The organism is Marinagarivorans algicola (genome assembly GCF_001292705.1).
Taxonomy (GTDB): Bacteria; Pseudomonadota; Gammaproteobacteria; order Pseudomonadales; family Cellvibrionaceae; genus Marinagarivorans; species Marinagarivorans algicola.
Genome location: NZ_LGAK01000017.1, coordinates 44,917 through 61,671 on the forward strand (window position 1 = coordinate 44,917; position 16,755 = coordinate 61,671).

General features: G+C 46.1%; 10 protein-coding genes and 1 tRNA gene. 9 read left to right on the forward strand and 2 right to left on the reverse strand.

Annotated features, from left to right (window positions below; translation table 11 throughout):
- Nucleotides 1-113 precede the first annotated feature (113 nt).
- Both speA and AC438_RS07625 read right to left on the reverse strand, forming a co-directional pair.
- Nucleotides 114-2,033 carry a biosynthetic arginine decarboxylase gene (gene speA / locus AC438_RS07620; protein WP_053980656.1) on the reverse strand — a complete coding sequence of 640 codons (1,920 nt, stop codon included), beginning with the start codon at nt 2,031-2,033 and terminating at the stop codon, nt 114-116.
- Between the two features lie 184 nt (nt 2,034-2,217).
- On the reverse strand, nt 2,218-3,225 hold the full coding sequence (locus tag AC438_RS07625) for a GlxA family transcriptional regulator (protein WP_053980657.1): 1,008 nt from the start codon (nt 3,223-3,225) through the stop codon (nt 2,218-2,220).
- A gap of 153 nt (nt 3,226-3,378) precedes the next feature.
- Between AC438_RS07625 and AC438_RS07630 the strand changes: the two genes are divergently transcribed.
- From AC438_RS07630 to lon, 9 genes are all read left to right on the forward strand, one after another.
- Entirely contained in the window at nt 3,379-5,298 is a 1,920-nt protein-coding gene (locus AC438_RS07630) for a beta-ketoacyl synthase (protein ID WP_053980658.1), read from the forward strand.
- Nucleotides 5,299-5,480: 182 nt separating this feature from the next.
- Nucleotides 5,481-6,059: a helix-turn-helix domain-containing protein gene (locus AC438_RS07635; protein ID WP_156312450.1), complete on the forward strand. Its 579-nt coding sequence runs from the start codon at nt 5,481-5,483 to the stop codon at nt 6,057-6,059.
- 443 nt (nt 6,060-6,502) lie between these two features.
- A complete protein-coding gene (fadB, locus tag AC438_RS07640; RefSeq protein ID WP_053980660.1) occupies nt 6,503-8,659 on the forward strand; it encodes a fatty acid oxidation complex subunit alpha FadB in 2,157 nt (718 codons plus the stop codon).
- Between the two features lie 11 nt (nt 8,660-8,670).
- Nucleotides 8,671-9,849, forward strand: coding sequence for an acetyl-CoA C-acyltransferase FadA (gene fadA, locus AC438_RS07645; protein WP_053980661.1), 1,179 nt, complete (start codon nt 8,671-8,673; stop codon nt 9,847-9,849).
- Nucleotides 9,850-10,107: 258 nt separating this feature from the next.
- Nucleotides 10,108-10,192 (forward strand) — tRNA-Leu (locus AC438_RS07655).
- 58 nt (nt 10,193-10,250) lie between these two features.
- Nucleotides 10,251-11,570, forward strand: coding sequence for a trigger factor (gene tig, locus AC438_RS07660; protein ID WP_053980663.1), 1,320 nt, complete (start codon nt 10,251-10,253; stop codon nt 11,568-11,570).
- Nucleotides 11,571-11,770: 200 nt separating this feature from the next.
- Complete coding sequence (gene clpP, locus AC438_RS07665; RefSeq protein WP_053980664.1) at nt 11,771-12,415, forward strand: ATP-dependent Clp endopeptidase proteolytic subunit ClpP; 645 nt, start codon at nt 11,771-11,773, stop codon at nt 12,413-12,415.
- A 193-nt stretch (nt 12,416-12,608) separates the two neighbouring features.
- Nucleotides 12,609-13,895, forward strand: coding sequence for an ATP-dependent Clp protease ATP-binding subunit ClpX (gene clpX / locus AC438_RS07670; protein ID WP_053980665.1), 1,287 nt, complete (start codon nt 12,609-12,611; stop codon nt 13,893-13,895).
- A 126-nt stretch (nt 13,896-14,021) separates the two neighbouring features.
- Nucleotides 14,022-16,445 carry an endopeptidase La gene (lon, locus tag AC438_RS07675; protein ID WP_053980666.1) on the forward strand — a complete coding sequence of 808 codons (2,424 nt, stop codon included), beginning with the start codon at nt 14,022-14,024 and terminating at the stop codon, nt 16,443-16,445.
- Nucleotides 16,446-16,755 lie beyond the last annotated feature (310 nt).

Sequence of the window (16,755 nt, forward strand, 5' to 3'; positions counted from 1 at the left end):
CGCTCAAGCCATCCATGGGCGCTATACAAGCGCTCCCGACACTTAAATGCCCAGGAAATAATCCATCAGTGCCCTATCAGATGATTTTTTTCAGTTTGGCTGAATAGCTACTGTTATTTTTCGTAATAGGTGTAGCCACGCATGCTGTCGCTGAATGCGTTCATTATTTTTAGGCGCTCGGCGGGTGTAATGCGGCCTTCACGTACGGCCTGTTCGGCTGTGCGACGAAAGCGATTTTGCATTTCCTGTGGATTGTATTCCACGTAGCTTAAAACATCAGCAATACTATCGCCTTCAATTTCATGAATAAAGTCGTAGCTGCCGTCGTCGTTAAAGCGAATGCTGACCACATTAGTATCGCCAAATAAATTGTGTAAATCGCCGAGGGTTTCTTGGTAGGCACCGACGAGAAACGCTCCAATATAATACTCTTCGTCATCTTTAGGTTGGTGCAATGGCAATGTTTTACGTGTCCCACGATGATCGGCAAAGCGATCAATCTTGCCGTCGCAATCGCAGGTGATATCGGCAATAATGGCATTGCGAATAGGTTTTTCATCTAGTCGATGTAAAGGCATCACAGGGAATACTTGCTCAATTGCCCACATGTCAGGCAGTGATTGAAACAAACTAAAGTTGCAGTAAAAAATATCAGAGAGTTGATCTTTGAGTTTTTCGGCTTCATCGAGACCGCGCGGCATTTCTTCGGCAATGGCTAAGATGCGATGCATGACAGCTAAAAATAAATTTTCGGCAAGTGAGCGCGAGCGCAAGTTAATTTGTCCGCGTTTAAATATTTCACGCAATTCATCGCGGTAAAAAACCGCATCGTTATAACACTCTTGAATATTACGCTCGTTGACCAGGCTAATCAGGTCACTTAAGTTGTGTACCATGACGTTTTCACTGGCGGGTATCTCACTCGGAATTTTACCCGGTTCGTAGTGAGCTACATCTAAAACATTAAAAACTAATAGCGATGAGTAGGCAACGGTTGCGCGCCCTGATTCGGTCACAATAATAGGATGGCTAATATTAAATGGATCAAGGGTGCTCATAATCACATCCACGATATCAGCGCAATATTCATCGAGTGAGTAGTTGCGCGAATGTACGTAGTTGGATTTAGAGCCGTCATAGTCAACCGCCAAGCCGCCGCCAAGGTCTAAGTAGCCCATGTTTGCGCCTTCGCGGACGAGGTCCATGTACACTTGGCACGCCTCTAAAACACCGGTGCGAATATCGCGAATGTTGGGGATTTGCGAACCTAAGTGATAATGCAAAAGCTGTAAGCAATCGAGCATGTCTTCGGCTTTTAAGGTGTCAACCAGCTCGATAACCTGTGCCGTAGAAAGCCCAAATATACTGCGGTCACCACTGGTGGCATTCCAGTGCCCGCCCACCATAGAGGCCAACTTAACGCGCACGCCAATCATGGGTTTAATGCCAAGTGCGCGGCTGCGTTTCAGTATAATGGGTAGCTCTGAAGGCGTTTCAATGACAAAAAAAACGTTATAACCCATGTTGCACGCTTGCAAACCTAGGTCGATAAACTCTTCATCTTTATAGCCATTACAAATAATACACGCTTCACGGTTCTCTAGTGTGGCGAGAGCAATAATGAGCTCGGGTTTTGAGCCAGCTTCAAACCCGTGATTGTAAGGTGCGCCTACTTGAGCGATCTCTTCGATAACATGACATTGTTGATTCACCTTCACAGGGAATACGCCACGGTATTCAGCTTGGTAATGGCTGTCTTTAATGGCTTTGCGAAAGGCTTCATTTAAGCGCTTAATTTGTTGCGCTAATAAATCTTCAAAGCGAATGAGTACAGGAGCATCCATGCCGCGTTCACGTGCCTGACGGACAATATCGAGAACGGATGCTTGTACTTGCACATTGTTTTCGGTTGTGCTGGTAACAGCCACTTCACCGTTGTGGTCAATTTTAAAGTACCCAGCGCCCCATTCATTAATGGCATAAAGCTCGGCGGCATCATCGGTTGACCAAGTAAGGTGTGATTTTGTATTCAATGTCTGTGCTTACCTCAAAAGTAGATGGGCTAAAAGTTAGGTGTAGTTAAAATAACCCAGGCTAAAAGTGGCGAACTATCGCAGATTTTTTTAGGGATAGCTATACCCAATTAACGTCTAATACCACATTGTTTTTAGTGGGGTAATCGATGCCAGGCGCTGGCGTGCAAAATACTTGATTCGCCTAGCTAAAAAGCTTGCTGCGCACTGTGGTGCGGTACTGGTTAGGCGGTACGCCAAAAGTCTTTTTAAACAGGCGGCTAAAGTGCTGCGGGTCTTGTAGGCCAGTGTAGTTCGCTATTTCGGCAATGCTTAAGTTACTGCTTTTTAGCATATCTTTTGCCGTGGTCATTCGATGGCGCTGTACATATTGCAAAGGTGAAAGGTTAAGGGCGTTTTTAAAGTGCCTATTGAGGCTGCGCACGCTAATGCCTAATGATGCCGCTAAAGCGGCGATATCGATACTCTGGTAGTTTGGTGTATTCGCCGGTTGTGTGAGTAGCTCATCGAGTTTGGCAACGGCAAGCGCGACTCGTTCGTCGGAGGTTAGAGTATTACTAAGGCCTGCTTGCGTATTGGGCTGGCGTATTTCATGAAAAAAATTGCGTTCAACCGTTTGCGCAATGGCACTGCCGTATTGCTCCTGAATAAAAAAAGCGGTGAGCTCTGCAAGAGCATTAATGCTGGCTGTGCAAAAAATGCGAGGCTGACCGCTAGCGTGGCTTTGGGTAATAAAGCGATCGCGCTGCAGTTTGACATCAGGGTAGCGCCGGCTAAAGCGATCAAAAAAATGCCAGTGAGTGGTGGCAAATTGATGCTGCAGTAATTGAGCTTGCGCCAAAAAGCATACGCTAGTCCCGACTGCCGCTAGCGTGCAATCGGTGGGAATGGTGCTTAGCCAGTTTAAAATATCGGGTTGTTGGTTCAATATTTTTATCGGGTCACGCCATAAAGCGGGTAAAAATATCAGACTATCGCGCGGGATGGGAGTATCGAGCGAACTGCTTTGCAAAGGGAGGCCGGTGTGAGTGTTGATGGTGCCGCTGGTTTGGCTACGAAATTCGATAGTCAATGGTGGTAAATGATGCTGCTCAACCTTGCGCATAGCCCAAGCGGCACGGAGCATCTCTAGGGGAAGGGTAACGCTAGTGGCCAGCATATTGGGGTAAAGTAAAAAGATAACAGGTTGCATACTGAGCCTAAAGGTAAAATGAGTTTGGCTATTATGGCATGTATATTGGCTATTCTGACCTGCTTGGCTTAAGCCGGCAAGCTTACACTTTAGGTCATTAGTTATGTGTCTATCGCGCTTCATCTGAGGTGCGAGATTAATGGAATCTATTGAATGACTCGCTTACCTGTTATTACCGCTTTTGGTGGCTTTAATGCCGCTGGCCGCAGCTCTTTTCACCATAGTTACAAACGGACTATTTTTACTAGTCTTAACCAGCAACAGCAGCGCCAAAACTGTACGGCGTTGGCGAGTATCATGGGGTTGCTGCAGTGGCGCAATGAGGATTACTACTGGATTGATGGTGTTGTGTATGATCCTGTGCACGATTTTTCGCGACTTAAAATGTTGGTTGAAGCGGGCTCTTTGGTGCGCAAGATTGAGCCAAGTCATTTTGATGTCAATGCGGTATTGGTAGGTAAAAAACTCACCCTTGATGGCTCTGAGCATACGCCAAGCCTTGTCAAAATGACTAAGCGCGATCTGCCAGAGGTGCTTCCGCAGGGCTGGCGTGTCGTGGCGCAAGAGGGGCGCGAGGTAACGCTGGCCATTAGCGAGTCAATCACGACCTATGCACAGCATGGCAGTGTGATGCCCGTGCAGGCTGCAGGGCAATTGCCTTCAGGCTTTAACCCTGGCGATCATTACCGCTCTTTGCACCACCCGCGAGGCTTACAGCTTTCGGTTGTAGCCGCCAGTGATACAGTCAATAGTTTAGGGTTGGACTGGCAGAGTATTGTGCATCGTGTTAAGCCTGATGAAATTGCCGTTTACAGTGCCAGTGTTATGAGTCAGCTCGATGACACGGGGTTTGGCGGTATGTTACAGGCGCGCAGTCAAGGTGCGAGGGTTACCTCAAAACAACTGGCTATGGGCTTTAACTCTATGCCAGCTGACTTTATTAATGCTTATGTGCTGGGTAGTGTCGGCGCCACAGCGGGTGTTGTTGGTGCATGCGCAACATTTTTGTACAACCTAAACGCAGCAGTTGATGATATTAAATCGGGTCGCCGACGCGTTGTTATGGTTGGGAGTGCTGAGGCACCCATCTTACCCGAGGTCATTGATGGCTATCATGCGATGAGCGCTTTAGCGACAGATGCCGAAATAGCGCGCCTATCGGGTGGATTGCTGCCAGATGGCGCGATAGATTACCGTCGTGCGAGCCGCCCTTTTGGGGCCAACTGCGGTTTTACCATTGCCGAATCTGGCCAATATGTCTTGCTAATGGATGATGCTTTAGCGCTAGAGCTCGGTGCGACTATTTACGGTGCTGTTCCGGGCGTGTTTGTGCATGCTGACGGCTATAAAAAGTCTATATCGGCACCAGGACTTGGCAATTATTTAACGATGGGGCGAGCGGTGGGCTTGGCGCAAAATTTACTGGGTAGCGAAGTAGTACGCAATAGTAGCTTTGTGCAAGCGCACGGCTCGAGTACTCCGCAAAACCGTGTCACTGAGTCGCGTATTCTTGATGAGGTGGCCAAGCATTATGGTATTGACTACTGGCCTGTCGGTGCGATTAAGTCCTATGTTGGGCATTCATTGGGCCCTGCCAGCGGTGATCAAATGGCGAATACACTGGGAGTATTTGCGCAGGGTATTCTACCGGGGATCAAAACGATTGATAGTGTTGCTGACGATGTACTAGCTCAGCGTTTGGGGATTTCTAATCAAGATACCGAGCTCGGTTGCAAGGGCGCGCAAGTGGCTTTTCTCAATTCGAAAGGTTTTGGTGGCAACAATGCAACCGCTACTGTGGTGGCGCCCCATACAGTGCATACTTGGTTGCAAAAGCGTCACGGCAAAGCGGCTTTTAATGCCTACCAAGATGCCAACCAAATCGTGCAAGCCACCGCAAAAGACTATGATGATTACGCGCTTAAAGGAGATTTAAAGGCTCTTTATAACTTCGGAGAACATTTGGTAGATGAAACTGCGTTAAGTTGGAGCCATGAAGGGCTGCAGATCCCAGGCTTCGCTCATCCTGTCGCGTTAAATAGCGACGGCGGCTTTGATGATCTGGCGCCATAGTTTTAGCGTATGGTTTTTGTAATAAGGTTACGCGCTAAGATTGAGTGCTTATTTAACCCACTGGTTGCGCGAAAGGGTTGTGGTACTGGTTTGTTTTTATGTAAAGTAAGTTGCTATTCGCAGCGGTTACAGGCGGGGCCACCTTTTTAACTAAACATTCCTTGCGAAGCGATCATCAGGTTATGCCATATAACTCTAACAATATTACAGGGGTTCAAGAACTTGCCGTCGGTGAGCAAATTAGCCGCTGGCGCAAGTTACGTGGTTGGTCTCAGCGTGAGTTGGCTCGCCGTGCGGCAATTGCTAACGGCGCTTTATCACAGGTTGAGCTAGGGCATAGCAGTCCAGCGGTACACACACTTCAAAAAGTCGCTAAAGCGCTAGGGGTTACACTGCAGGCGCTGCTCTTTGATGAGCCTTATCTGCCTTGTCATGTTGTACGTGCAGGCGATGCGATCCATATTGATTTAGGCGTGGTGGGGTCATGTGTATACTCTCGTTTTACTGGCCATGCTGCTTTGTTGCATTTGCAGATTGCTCAGGGCCAAAAGCTGACTTCGCAGTCTTTGAGTGCTGTGAGCGGCCAAGTGCTTGATAGTGGTTGCAATATCCATGTTTACGACGGACTTTGTTTGTTGGTGGCATCGGGTATTGAGTATTCTTTGAATAAAGGAGATAGCTTAAATGTTATGCCTGGCGTCGAGATTGAGCTAATATCAGGCGGCCCTACAGCCCTGAATTTAATGCTATCGCTCGTTTAGCTTGTCGATTTGCGTAGGCGTAACGTCTAGCTCTATTGAGATATCATTCATAAAGACTGTGAATTTCTACCATTGCTAAGTGCGAAAGGCATATGCTGACTATTGTGTTTTGATGATCGTTAGATCCGCATCGAGCTGCGCATCGCTAAAATTACGGCTATTAAGATGACGCCATTTCGCCCAAGCTCACGTCGAGCTTGGGTGCGAAGCCTTATCTTCGCGTATGGTATTGGCTACAAGCGGCTAACCGAGAATATGCAAGCGCGTTAATTCCACACATTAGCGCTGAAAATGGCACTGTCCAACTTTTTGTTCCTGAACCATACTTAGTCGATATTGTCTCGTATGTAAATCTTTAACCTAATAAGTTTTTGGGGGCTGGGTTACATATTACATTTTGGTTTCTATTTGATAGGATCTCACGCTAAACAAGAGGGTTCGCTATGATTTTTCAAGGGGAAGTGATAACTGTTACCAAGCTCGATAATGGTATTGCCGAGTTACAGTTTGATGCAAAAAAAGAGTCGGTCAATAAATTTGACCACCAAACGGTTTTGGAGCTAGCAGCAGGACTCGATGCAATAGAAAGCGATGGCACTTGTAAAGCCTTGCTTGTCACAAGCGGTAAGCCTGTGTTTATTGTTGGTGCTGATATTACCGAATTTGGCCCTGCCTTTAACCAAGGTGCAGAGGCTATTGAGGCTTTAGTGACCGGAACGCGCGATTTATTTAACCGTATAGAAGATTTTGGTTTGCCCAGTGTTGCCGCCATTAATGGTTATGCATTAGGCGGTGGCTGTGAATTGTGCTTGGCTTGTGATTACCGTGTAATGAGTACTGCGGCTAAGATCGGTTTGCCTGAAACCAAGCTAGGCATATTGCCTGGTTGGGGTGGCACTGTGCGTTTGCCGCGTTTAGCGGGTGTTGATACTGCTGTTGAGTGGATTGCAGGGGGTGCAGAGAACAGACCGGCTGCGGCACTTAAAGCGGGTGTTGTTGATGGTGTGGTGGCACCAGAAGCCTTGCGTGATGCAGCAATTGCGGTGGCTGAGCGCCTGATGGCTGGTGAGCTTGACTACAAAGCACGACGGGTACAAAAAACCTCACCTTTAGATATCAACGATACGGAGTCACTCCTTTCGTTTGAGTCATCAAAGGCGTTTGTTGGTGGTAAAGCAGGGCGTAACTACCCTGCACCGGTTAAAGCCATTAAAACGATGCAAGAGGCGGCTAAGTTAGGTCGCGATGAAGCGTTAAAAATTGAAACAGCCGCTTTTTGTAAGCTGGCTTCAAACAGTGTTGCTCGTGCATTAACCGGTTTATTTTTAAGTGATCAGTATATTGGCAAAAAAGCCAAAGCTGTCGCTAAAAAAGCCGATTTAGATGTTAAGACAGCTGCGGTATTGGGTGCTGGTATTATGGGTGGCGGTATTGCTTACCAGTCGGCACTCAAAAAAGTCCCTATTAAAATGAAAGATATCAACCAAGCTGGTTTAGATTTGGGCTTGAGTGAAGCGGCAAAGTTATTGACCAAAAGACTGAGTCGTGGTCGTTTAGATGCTTCAGAAATGGCTGCTACGCTTAATCGTATTGAGCCTACGCTCAATTATGGTAACTTTGACGATATCGATATTGTTGTTGAGGCGGTTGTTGAAAATCCGAAAGTAAAAAAAGCAGTATTGGCCGAAGTTGAAAAGCACTTAAAGCCAGATGCTGTTCTGTGCTCTAACACCTCAACAATCTCTATTGACCTATTAGCTGAAGATCTAGCCAAGCCAGAAAACTTCTGCGGCATGCACTTTTTTAACCCTGTGCATGCTATGCCCTTAGTTGAAGTGATTCGTGGTGCCAAAACGAGTGAAGCCACCGTGGCAGCAACCGTCGCCTACGCACAGGCCTTAGGTAAAAAGCCTGTTGTTGTTGGCGACTGCCCAGGGTTTTTAGTGAACCGTGTTTTATTCCCGTATTTTGCAGGCTTTGCCATGTTGATGCGTGACGGTGCTAACTTTGAGCAAGTTGATAAAGTTATGGAGCGCTGGGGTTGGCCAATGGGCCCTGCTTACTTAATGGATGTTGTCGGTATCGATACCGGTGTACATGCTGAAGAAGTGATGGCTGCAGGCTTTCCTGATCGCCTAAGCAAGCAATTTAAAGCCTGTAGCGATATTTTGTTTGAAGCTGGGCGTTATGGCCAGAAAAATGACAAAGGCTTTTATCAGTACTCTAAAGATAAAAAAGGTAAGCCTGTTAAAAAGGCTGATCCTGAGGCAGTTGCATTGTTGGCGCCTCATTGTGCTGAACCTAAAGAATTTACCGATGAAGAGATTGTTGCGCGCTTAATGGTGCCTATGGCGACCGAATTGGCCCGCTGTTTAGATGAAGGTATTGTTGATTCTGCAGCTGAAGCGGATATGGCTTTAGTTTACGGTTTAGGCTTTCCTCCCTTTAGAGGTGGTTTATTGCGTTGGATTGATGAGATAGGTATAGACGCTTTTGCGGCCATGGCCGATAGCTGTAAGGGTTTGAGCCCTTTGTACGAGCTTCCGCAAAGTATGCAGGCGCTATTATCTAAAAAATCTACCTTTTACCCACAGATTTAGGAGAAATAAACATGGCTCTTAATCCTAGAGATGCTGTTATTGTTGACTATGCGCGCACCCCAATGGGCCGTGCAAAAAATGGATGTTTTCGAAATTTACGCGCTGATGAAATGAGCGGGCAATTGATGAAAGCATTGATGGCTCGCAACGAGCAAGTTGATACCGCCACAATTGATGATGTGATTTGGGGCTGCGTTATGCAGCGTGAAGAGCAAGGCTTTAACGTAGCGCGTAATAGCATGCTGCGTGCAGGTTTTCCTCACACTGTGCCAGCACAAACAGTTAACCGCTTGTGTGGTTCATCAATGTCGGCGCTGCATACCGCAGTGGCCAATATTCGTGCAGGCTTCGGTGATGTGTACTTGGTTGGTGGTGTAGAGCATATGGGGCATATCGATATGAATGCTGCTGTTGACCCCAATCCACTGATGGGCCTGAGTGTGGCCAAAGCGGCGGGCTCAATGGGTATTACTGCAGAGTTCTTGTCGTTAATGCATGGCATTACCCGTGAGCAAATGGATGCTTTTGGCGCACGCTCGCATCGCTTAGCGGCAGCTGCAACTGAGCGTGGCGACTTTGATCGCGAAATTATTCCTTTTGAAGGTGTTGATGAGCAGGGCGCCCCTATGCTTGTTAAGGCAGATGAGACAATTCGCGCTGATACCACCGCAGAAGTGCTTGCTAAGCTTAGACCTGCCTTTAACCCTAAGGGCGGCACTGTAACAGCGGGGACTTCTTCGCAGGTTACTGATGGTGCATCATCGATGTTAGTGATGTCTTACGAGCGCGCCCAAAGCCTAGGTTTAAAACCCTTAGCTAAAGTCTTAGGTGCATCGGTTGTAGGTGTTGACCCTTCTATTATGGGTTACGGCCCTGTGCCTGCCAGCCAAAAGCTCTTAAAAGACTTAGGCTTAACAATGGATGATATTGGCGCTGTAGAGCTCAATGAAGCCTTTGCGGCGCAAGCGCTGCCTGTCCTTAAAGATCTGAACTTACTGGATTCAATGGAAGATAAGGTTAATCTCTACGGTGGCGCTATTGCCTTGGGTCATCCTTTCGGTTGCTCGGGCACACGTATCACCGGCACCTTATTGAGTGTTATGGAAAATAAAGATGCAACACTGGGCTTGTCGACCATGTGTATCGGTTTAGGTCAGGGTATTAGTACGGTTATAGAAAGACTTAACTAATCCCTTACTTATTTGTTACAATGAGTACCTGAGCGCATTGACTGCTGTGAATGCGCTCTTTTTGTTTGTGTTTTATACAAATAAAAACTTTTTTAAAGAAATTTTAAAAAAAAGTTGCAAGGACGGAATCACTATGGCAATATTTGCACCCCTCGCTAAGGCGGGCTCGCAAATAGCTCTTTTTTGTTTTATAAATCAAAGAGTTAGGCCAAAAAACGGTTTGTGTCCCATCTAAGTATTGACGAGTGTTTAAACCATGCGGTCGTGGCGAAATTGGTAGACGCGCTGGATTTAGGTTCCAGTGCCGCAAGGCGTGAGAGTTCAAGTCTCTCCGACCGCACCATGGTTTAATTTTTCTCGCATTCATCCTATTTCCCCAGTTTTGGTTTATGAGGCATATCATGCAAGTTTCTGTTGAGACTACGTCGGGTTTAGAGCGTCGTTTGACGGTCGGTATCCCTGCAGAACAGGTCGATCAAGAAGTCAACAAACGTCTACAGCAGGCAGCGAAAACCGTGCGTATCAATGGTTTCCGCTTAGGTAAAGTGCCTATGAGCGTTGTTAAGAAGCGTTTTGGCGCTGGTGTTCGTCAAGAGGTTCTTGGTGATGTGGTTAATCGTTCTTATTTTGAAGCGGTAAATCAAGAAAAATTACGCCCTGCTGGCCAGCCAAGTATTGAGCCTAAACAAGTAGAGGCTGGCCAAGATGTTGAATTTGTGGCCACTATTGAAGTTTACCCTGAGTTTGAATTGCAAGGCGTTGATGGTATCGAAGTTGAAAAACTCAGTGCTGAAATCACTGAGGCCGACGTTGAAGAAATGATTGAAACCTTGCGTAAGAGTCAAGCCAAGTGGGTTGAGTCTGAAGCAGCTGCCGAAGATGGTCAGCGCGTTGTCATTGATTTTGTAGGTACCAAAGGCGGCGAAGCTTTTGATGGTGGTACTGCTGAAAACCAAAACCTAGTGCTAGGTTCAGGTCAAATGATCGAAGGCTTTGAGTCTGGTTTGTTGGGCCTTAAGGCTGGCGATGAAAAAACATTAAGCTTAACTTTCCCTGATGACTATCAAGCTGAAGAACTTAAAGGTGCGGCTGTTGAGTTTGCTGTAACCGTTAAAAAGGTAGAGATTCAAGAGCTCCCTGAAGTCAATGATGAGTTTTTCAAGTTGTTTGGTGTAACTGAAGGCGGCGAAGAGCAATTCCGCAAAGAAGTTAAAGAAAACATGGAAAATGAGAAAGATAAAGCGGCTAAAAACAGTGTCAAAACTCAAATTTTTGATGCGTTAGTGGCGGCTAATGATGTAGAAATCCCTAAAGCGTTGATCGCTGGCGAAGTTGAGGCACTGCGTAAGCAAACATCTCAACAGTATGGCGAATTAAGTGAAAAGATTGACTTGAAGGCCATCTTCCCAGACTCTATGTTTGAAGAGCAAGCTAAGCGCCGAACTCATCTGGGCTTGTTGGTTGCTGAAGTTGTTAGCAAAGAAGCACTAAAGGCTGACAAAGATCGCGTTAAAGCGATGGTTGAAAAAGTAGCTTCAACTTACGAAGATCCTCAGAGCGTTGTGAATTACTACTTTGGTAATGAGCAATTGTTAGCGGGCGTTGAAGCCGCTGTACTTGAAGAGCAAGTAGTTGAAAAACTTATTGAATCAGCAAACGTAACTGAAAAAACAGTATCATACAAAGAGTTGATCGGTAAGCAGCAAGGTGAAGCAGCTTAAAGATTGCACAGTTGCTTACTTTGAATCGCGCCTATTAGCGTTGATTTAACGAGAAACCCCGCTATGGTGTAAAAGCTGTAGCGGGGTTTCTTTCTTTTCTGGCATATCTTTAAGTCTCGGGTTAAGCTTCTTCGGTAGTCTTCTTTTTACAATTCGGCTCACATTATATTGAGCTGCTGAAATAAGGAAAATAATAAATTATGTCTAAAATTGATATTCAAGGGGTTATGCCTGCAAGCCCAAGCGCTGCCTTGGTGCCAATGGTTGTAGAGCAAACCGCTCGCGGTGAGCGCTCGTATGACATATATTCTCGGTTACTTAAAGAACGAGTTATTTTTTTGGTGGGGCAGGTTGAAGACCATATGGCCAACCTTGTGGTTGCGCAGTTGTTGTTTTTAGAAGCTGAAAACCCAGATAAAGATATCCATTTATATATTAATTCGCCTGGTGGTTCGGTGACTGCGGGTTTGTCTATTTATGACACCATGAAGTTCATTAAGCCTAATGTCAGTACAATGTGTATTGGTCAGGCTTGTAGTATGGGAGCATTTTTGTTATCAGCTGGTGAAAAGGGTAAGCGTTACTGTTTGCCTAACTCGCGTGTGATGATTCATCAGCCGTCAGGTGGCGCCCAAGGTCAAGCAAGTGATATTCATATTCAAGCGCAAGAAATTTTGAAGATTCGTGAGCAATTGAATAGTTTGATGGCAGAGCATTCGGGTAAAAGTGTTGAGGAAATTGCTTTAGCCACAGAGCGCGATAACTTTATGAGTGCCGAAGAGTCTAAGGCGTTCGGTTTAGTTGATGAGGTTCTTAGTAGTCGCATCACGCCGGCTGAGAGCTGATCTAGATTGGCCGTTTAGAGTAAAAGGGTTGTAAAAGTGTATTGTATTTCTTTTGGCAGCCCCCACTGTAACAGCTAAGCTTGTAGATATAGCGCTTGCACTTACTGATGATGAGTGTGCCCCAGCAATAAAGGCTGGGTCTTAATGAGGACGGATTGAATCCGTTAGAAAGAAACAATGGCGGAGAGGTTTAATGACCGACCACACTAAAGATCAAGATGACAGCGGTAAATTACTTTACTGCTCGTTTTGTGGAAAAAGTCAGCATGAAGTGCGAAAGCTAATCGCCGGACCTTCTGTATTTATATGCGATGAGTGTGTTGATTTATGTAATGACATTATTCGTGAAGAAGTCCAAGAGGCTGAGTCCGAAGGTGGTTCTGATGCATTGCCAACACCTCATGAAATAGCCACCACGCTGGACGATTATGTCATCGGTCAGCGTCAAGCTAAAAAAGTGCTGGCCGTTGCTGTTTATAACCACTATAAGCGTTTACGTAAAGGTGGCAAAAAGAAAGATGACATTGAGCTAGGTAAAAGTAACATTTTGCTGGTTGGCCCAACGGGTAGTGGTAAAACCTTATTGGCCGAAACCTTGGCTCGCTTATTGAACGTACCTTTTACCATTGCTGATGCGACGACTTTAACCGAAGCAGGTTATGTGGGTGAAGATGTTGAAAATATCATCCAAAAGCTTTTGCAAAAGTGCGATTACGATGTTGAAAAAGCGCAGCAAGGTATTGTGTATATTGATGAAATTGACAAAATATCACGCAAATCAGATAACCCATCGATTACGCGCGATGTGTCGGGTGAAGGCGTACAGCAGGCTTTGCTTAAACTCATTGAGGGCACGGTAGCTTCGGTACCTCCACAAGGTGGGCGCAAGCATCCTCAGCAAGAATTTTTGCAAGTTGATACATCGAATATATTATTTATATGTGGTGGTGCGTTCGCTGGCCTCGATAAAATTATCCGAGATCGCTCCGAAAAAGGCGGGATTGGTTTTGGTGCTGAGGTAAAAAGCAAAGACGAAAAAGTCAATGTGGGTAAAACACTTAAAAACCTAGAAACCGAAGACCTTGTGCGCTTTGGTTTGATTCCTGAGTTTGTTGGCCGCTTGCCTGTTGTTGCAACGCTTGATGAGCTTGATGAAGCTGCGTTAATGGCTATTTTATCTGAACCTAAAAATTCATTGGTGAAGCAATATGGTCGCTTGTTTGAGATGGAAGGCGTAGATATTGATTTCCGTGAAGAAGCTCTGAAAGCTGTGGCAAATAAGGCGATGGAGCGCAAAACCGGTGCGCGCGGGTTGCGCTCGATTATGGAATCGGTATTACTAGAAACAATGTACAAACTGCCCTCCGAAGAGGGTGTGTCTAAGGTTGTTGTCGATGATTCTGTGATTAGGGGCGAGTCTGAGCCACTGCTGATCTACGAAGCTGTAGAAAAGCCCGCGAAAGCGGCAACCGACGAATAGTCACTTTTTGTGTTTGAAAAGGTCTCTAGCTCTAGAGGCCTTTTTTTTTAGTTGTTTTTTGGCTAAGAGACCATACTTATAGCTCTTGGTCATTCTGCTTTATGCAGAGCTTTTTGAGGATATATCATGGATACACATCCGGCTAGTGGGAATACGCCTACTACTTTACCTCTGTTGCCATTGCGCGATGTAGTGGTTTACCCCCATATGGTAATACCGTTATTTGTGGGGCGTGAGAAGTCAATCGCTGCTTTAGAGCAGGCGATGCAAGATGATAAGCAAATTTTATTAGTAGCGCAAAAGCAGTCGGGTGTTGATGAGCCTACGCCCGACGATCTGTATACAGTCGGGACTATTTCGCAAGTCCTTCAAATGTTGCGTTTGCCCGACGGTACGGTCAAAGTACTCGTTGAAGGGCGCCAGCGTGCTGATGTGCAGGCTGTATCACCTGTCGATAATTATTATGTTGCGCAAGCAACTGCCGTACCGGCCGATGATTATGACCCTAAAGAAGTTGAAGTTTATGCGCAATCATTACTTAAGCGCTTTGATGAATATGTCAGCATGAGTAAAAAGGTACCGCCTGAGGTTATGACCTCTTTGAATGGTATTGATGAGCCCGGCAGAATGGCAGACACTATTGCTGCCCACATGTCTTTAGAGTTATCGCAAAAGCAAGACATCTTAGAGATGTACAGTGTTCTTAAGCGTTTGGAGCACCTTGTAGGTTTGATGGATGCCGAAGCTGATCTCTTTCAGGTTGAAAAGCGCATTCGCGGTCGCGTTAAAAAGCAAATGGAAAAAAGTCAGCGCGAGTACTATCTCAATGAGCAAATGAAAGCTATTCAGCGCGAGCTTGGCGACGGTGGCGATGAGCCATCTGAACATGAGGAGCTTGAGCAGAAGATTATTGATGCGGCGATGCCAAAAGAGGCTGAAAAGAAAACGCGCGCAGAATTTAGTAAGCTAAAAATGATGTCACCCATGTCGGCAGAGGCTTCAGTGGTGCGCTCATATATTGATTGGATGATCAACGTTCCTTGGTCTAAACGCAGTAAAGTGAAGCACGACTTGGTTCGCGCTCAAGAGATTTTAGACGCTGATCACTATGGCCTAGAGGAAGTTAAAGATCGTATTTTAGAGTACTTGGCTGTCCAAAAGCGGGTGCGTAAAATGAAGGGGCCGATTTTGTGCTTGGTAGGCCCTCCGGGAGTTGGTAAAACCTCTTTAGGGGAATCCATTGCGCGCGCGACTAACCGTAAATTTGTGCGTATGGCACTGGGTGGTGTGCGCGATGAAGCGGAGATTCGTGGCCACCGCAGGACCTATATTGGTTCTATGCCGGGTAAGTTGATTCAAAAAATGTCTAAGGTTGAAGTTAAGAACCCGCTTTTTTTGCTCGATGAAATTGACAAGATGGGCATGGATAATCGTGGTGACCCGGCCAGTGCTTTACTCGAGGTATTAGATCCCGAGCAAAATAATAGTTTTAACGATCATTATCTTGAAGTCGATTACGATCTTTCAGATGTCATGTTTGTATGTACCTCTAATACAATGAATATCCCTGGGCCCTTATTGGATCGTATGGAGATTATTCGTATACCGGGTTACACCGAAGATGAGAAGCTGAATATTGCTCAGCGTTATCTGATCCCTAAACAGGTGAAGGCCAATGGCCTTAAAGAGGGTGAGATCACTATTGCCGAAGAGGCTTTACGTGATGTTATTCGCTTTTATACACGCGAGGCGGGTGTGCGAGGGCTTGACCGTGAAATTGCTAAGCTTTGCCGCAAAGTGGTCACTAAGCATGTACGGGGCAGCGCTAAATCGCCTAAATGCCTTGTCGAATCGTGTAATCTTGAAGAGATGCTCGGTGTGAAAAAAGCTGATTTCGGTCGAGCAGAAGAGGAAAATCAAATTGGTCAAGTCACAGGGCTTGCATGGACCCAAGTGGGCGGTGAACTCTTAACCATTGAGGCGTCGGCTGTAAAAGGTAAAGGGCGCATGGTGAAAACGGGCTCTTTGGGGGATGTTATGCAAGAGTCTATTCAGGCGGCAATTACCGTTGTACGCTCGCGTTCGCAGTTTTTGGGTGTGGCTCCTGATCACTTTGATAAGCATGATTTACACATACACGTGCCCGAGGGGGCAACACCAAAAGATGGGCCATCTGCGGGTATCGCAATGTGTACTGCTTTGGTGTCTGTTTTTACTGATGTCGCGGTGCGTTCTGATGTGGCGATGACGGGTGAAATTACATTGCGCGGTGAAGTCTTAAAAATTGGCGGCTTAAAAGAAAAGCTGCTAGCAGCTCATCGCGGCGGTATTAAAACTGTACTTATCCCCAAAGATAATGAAGGAGATTTGCGCGAAATCCCCGATAATATTAAGGCGGATTTGGTGATTAAACCGGTCAAATGGATTGATGAGGTCTTAGATGTCGCGCTCGAAAGGCCTCTAACACCTTACAGTGACGCTGAATTTGAAGCCCTAGAAGCCGCGGCTTTTTCATCCTCAAGTGAAAAAGAGCGACCTAATACCCATTAAAAAAACGCGATATTGGTTGTTTGCTGTACAAAAAATCAATATCGCGATAAATGAGTGCCAATTGTTGCGGGGTTTTCTTGACCGCTCCTTATGCAGTTGGTATAAATTGCAGTCCGCCGTTGGCGCAAAGCCTGCAGTATGCTAGAAACCGTAGTTCTCTGTCATTACAGGCTGTATATTGTTACAGGTTATGTATTGCTATAGGCTATGTATTGTTACAGGCTGCGCGGTAATCTTTTTGCTGCTTGCTGCCAAGCCGTGCTACATTGATTAGGCTCAGCCGTATTTGGGTTTAAACTGAACAAAGGTG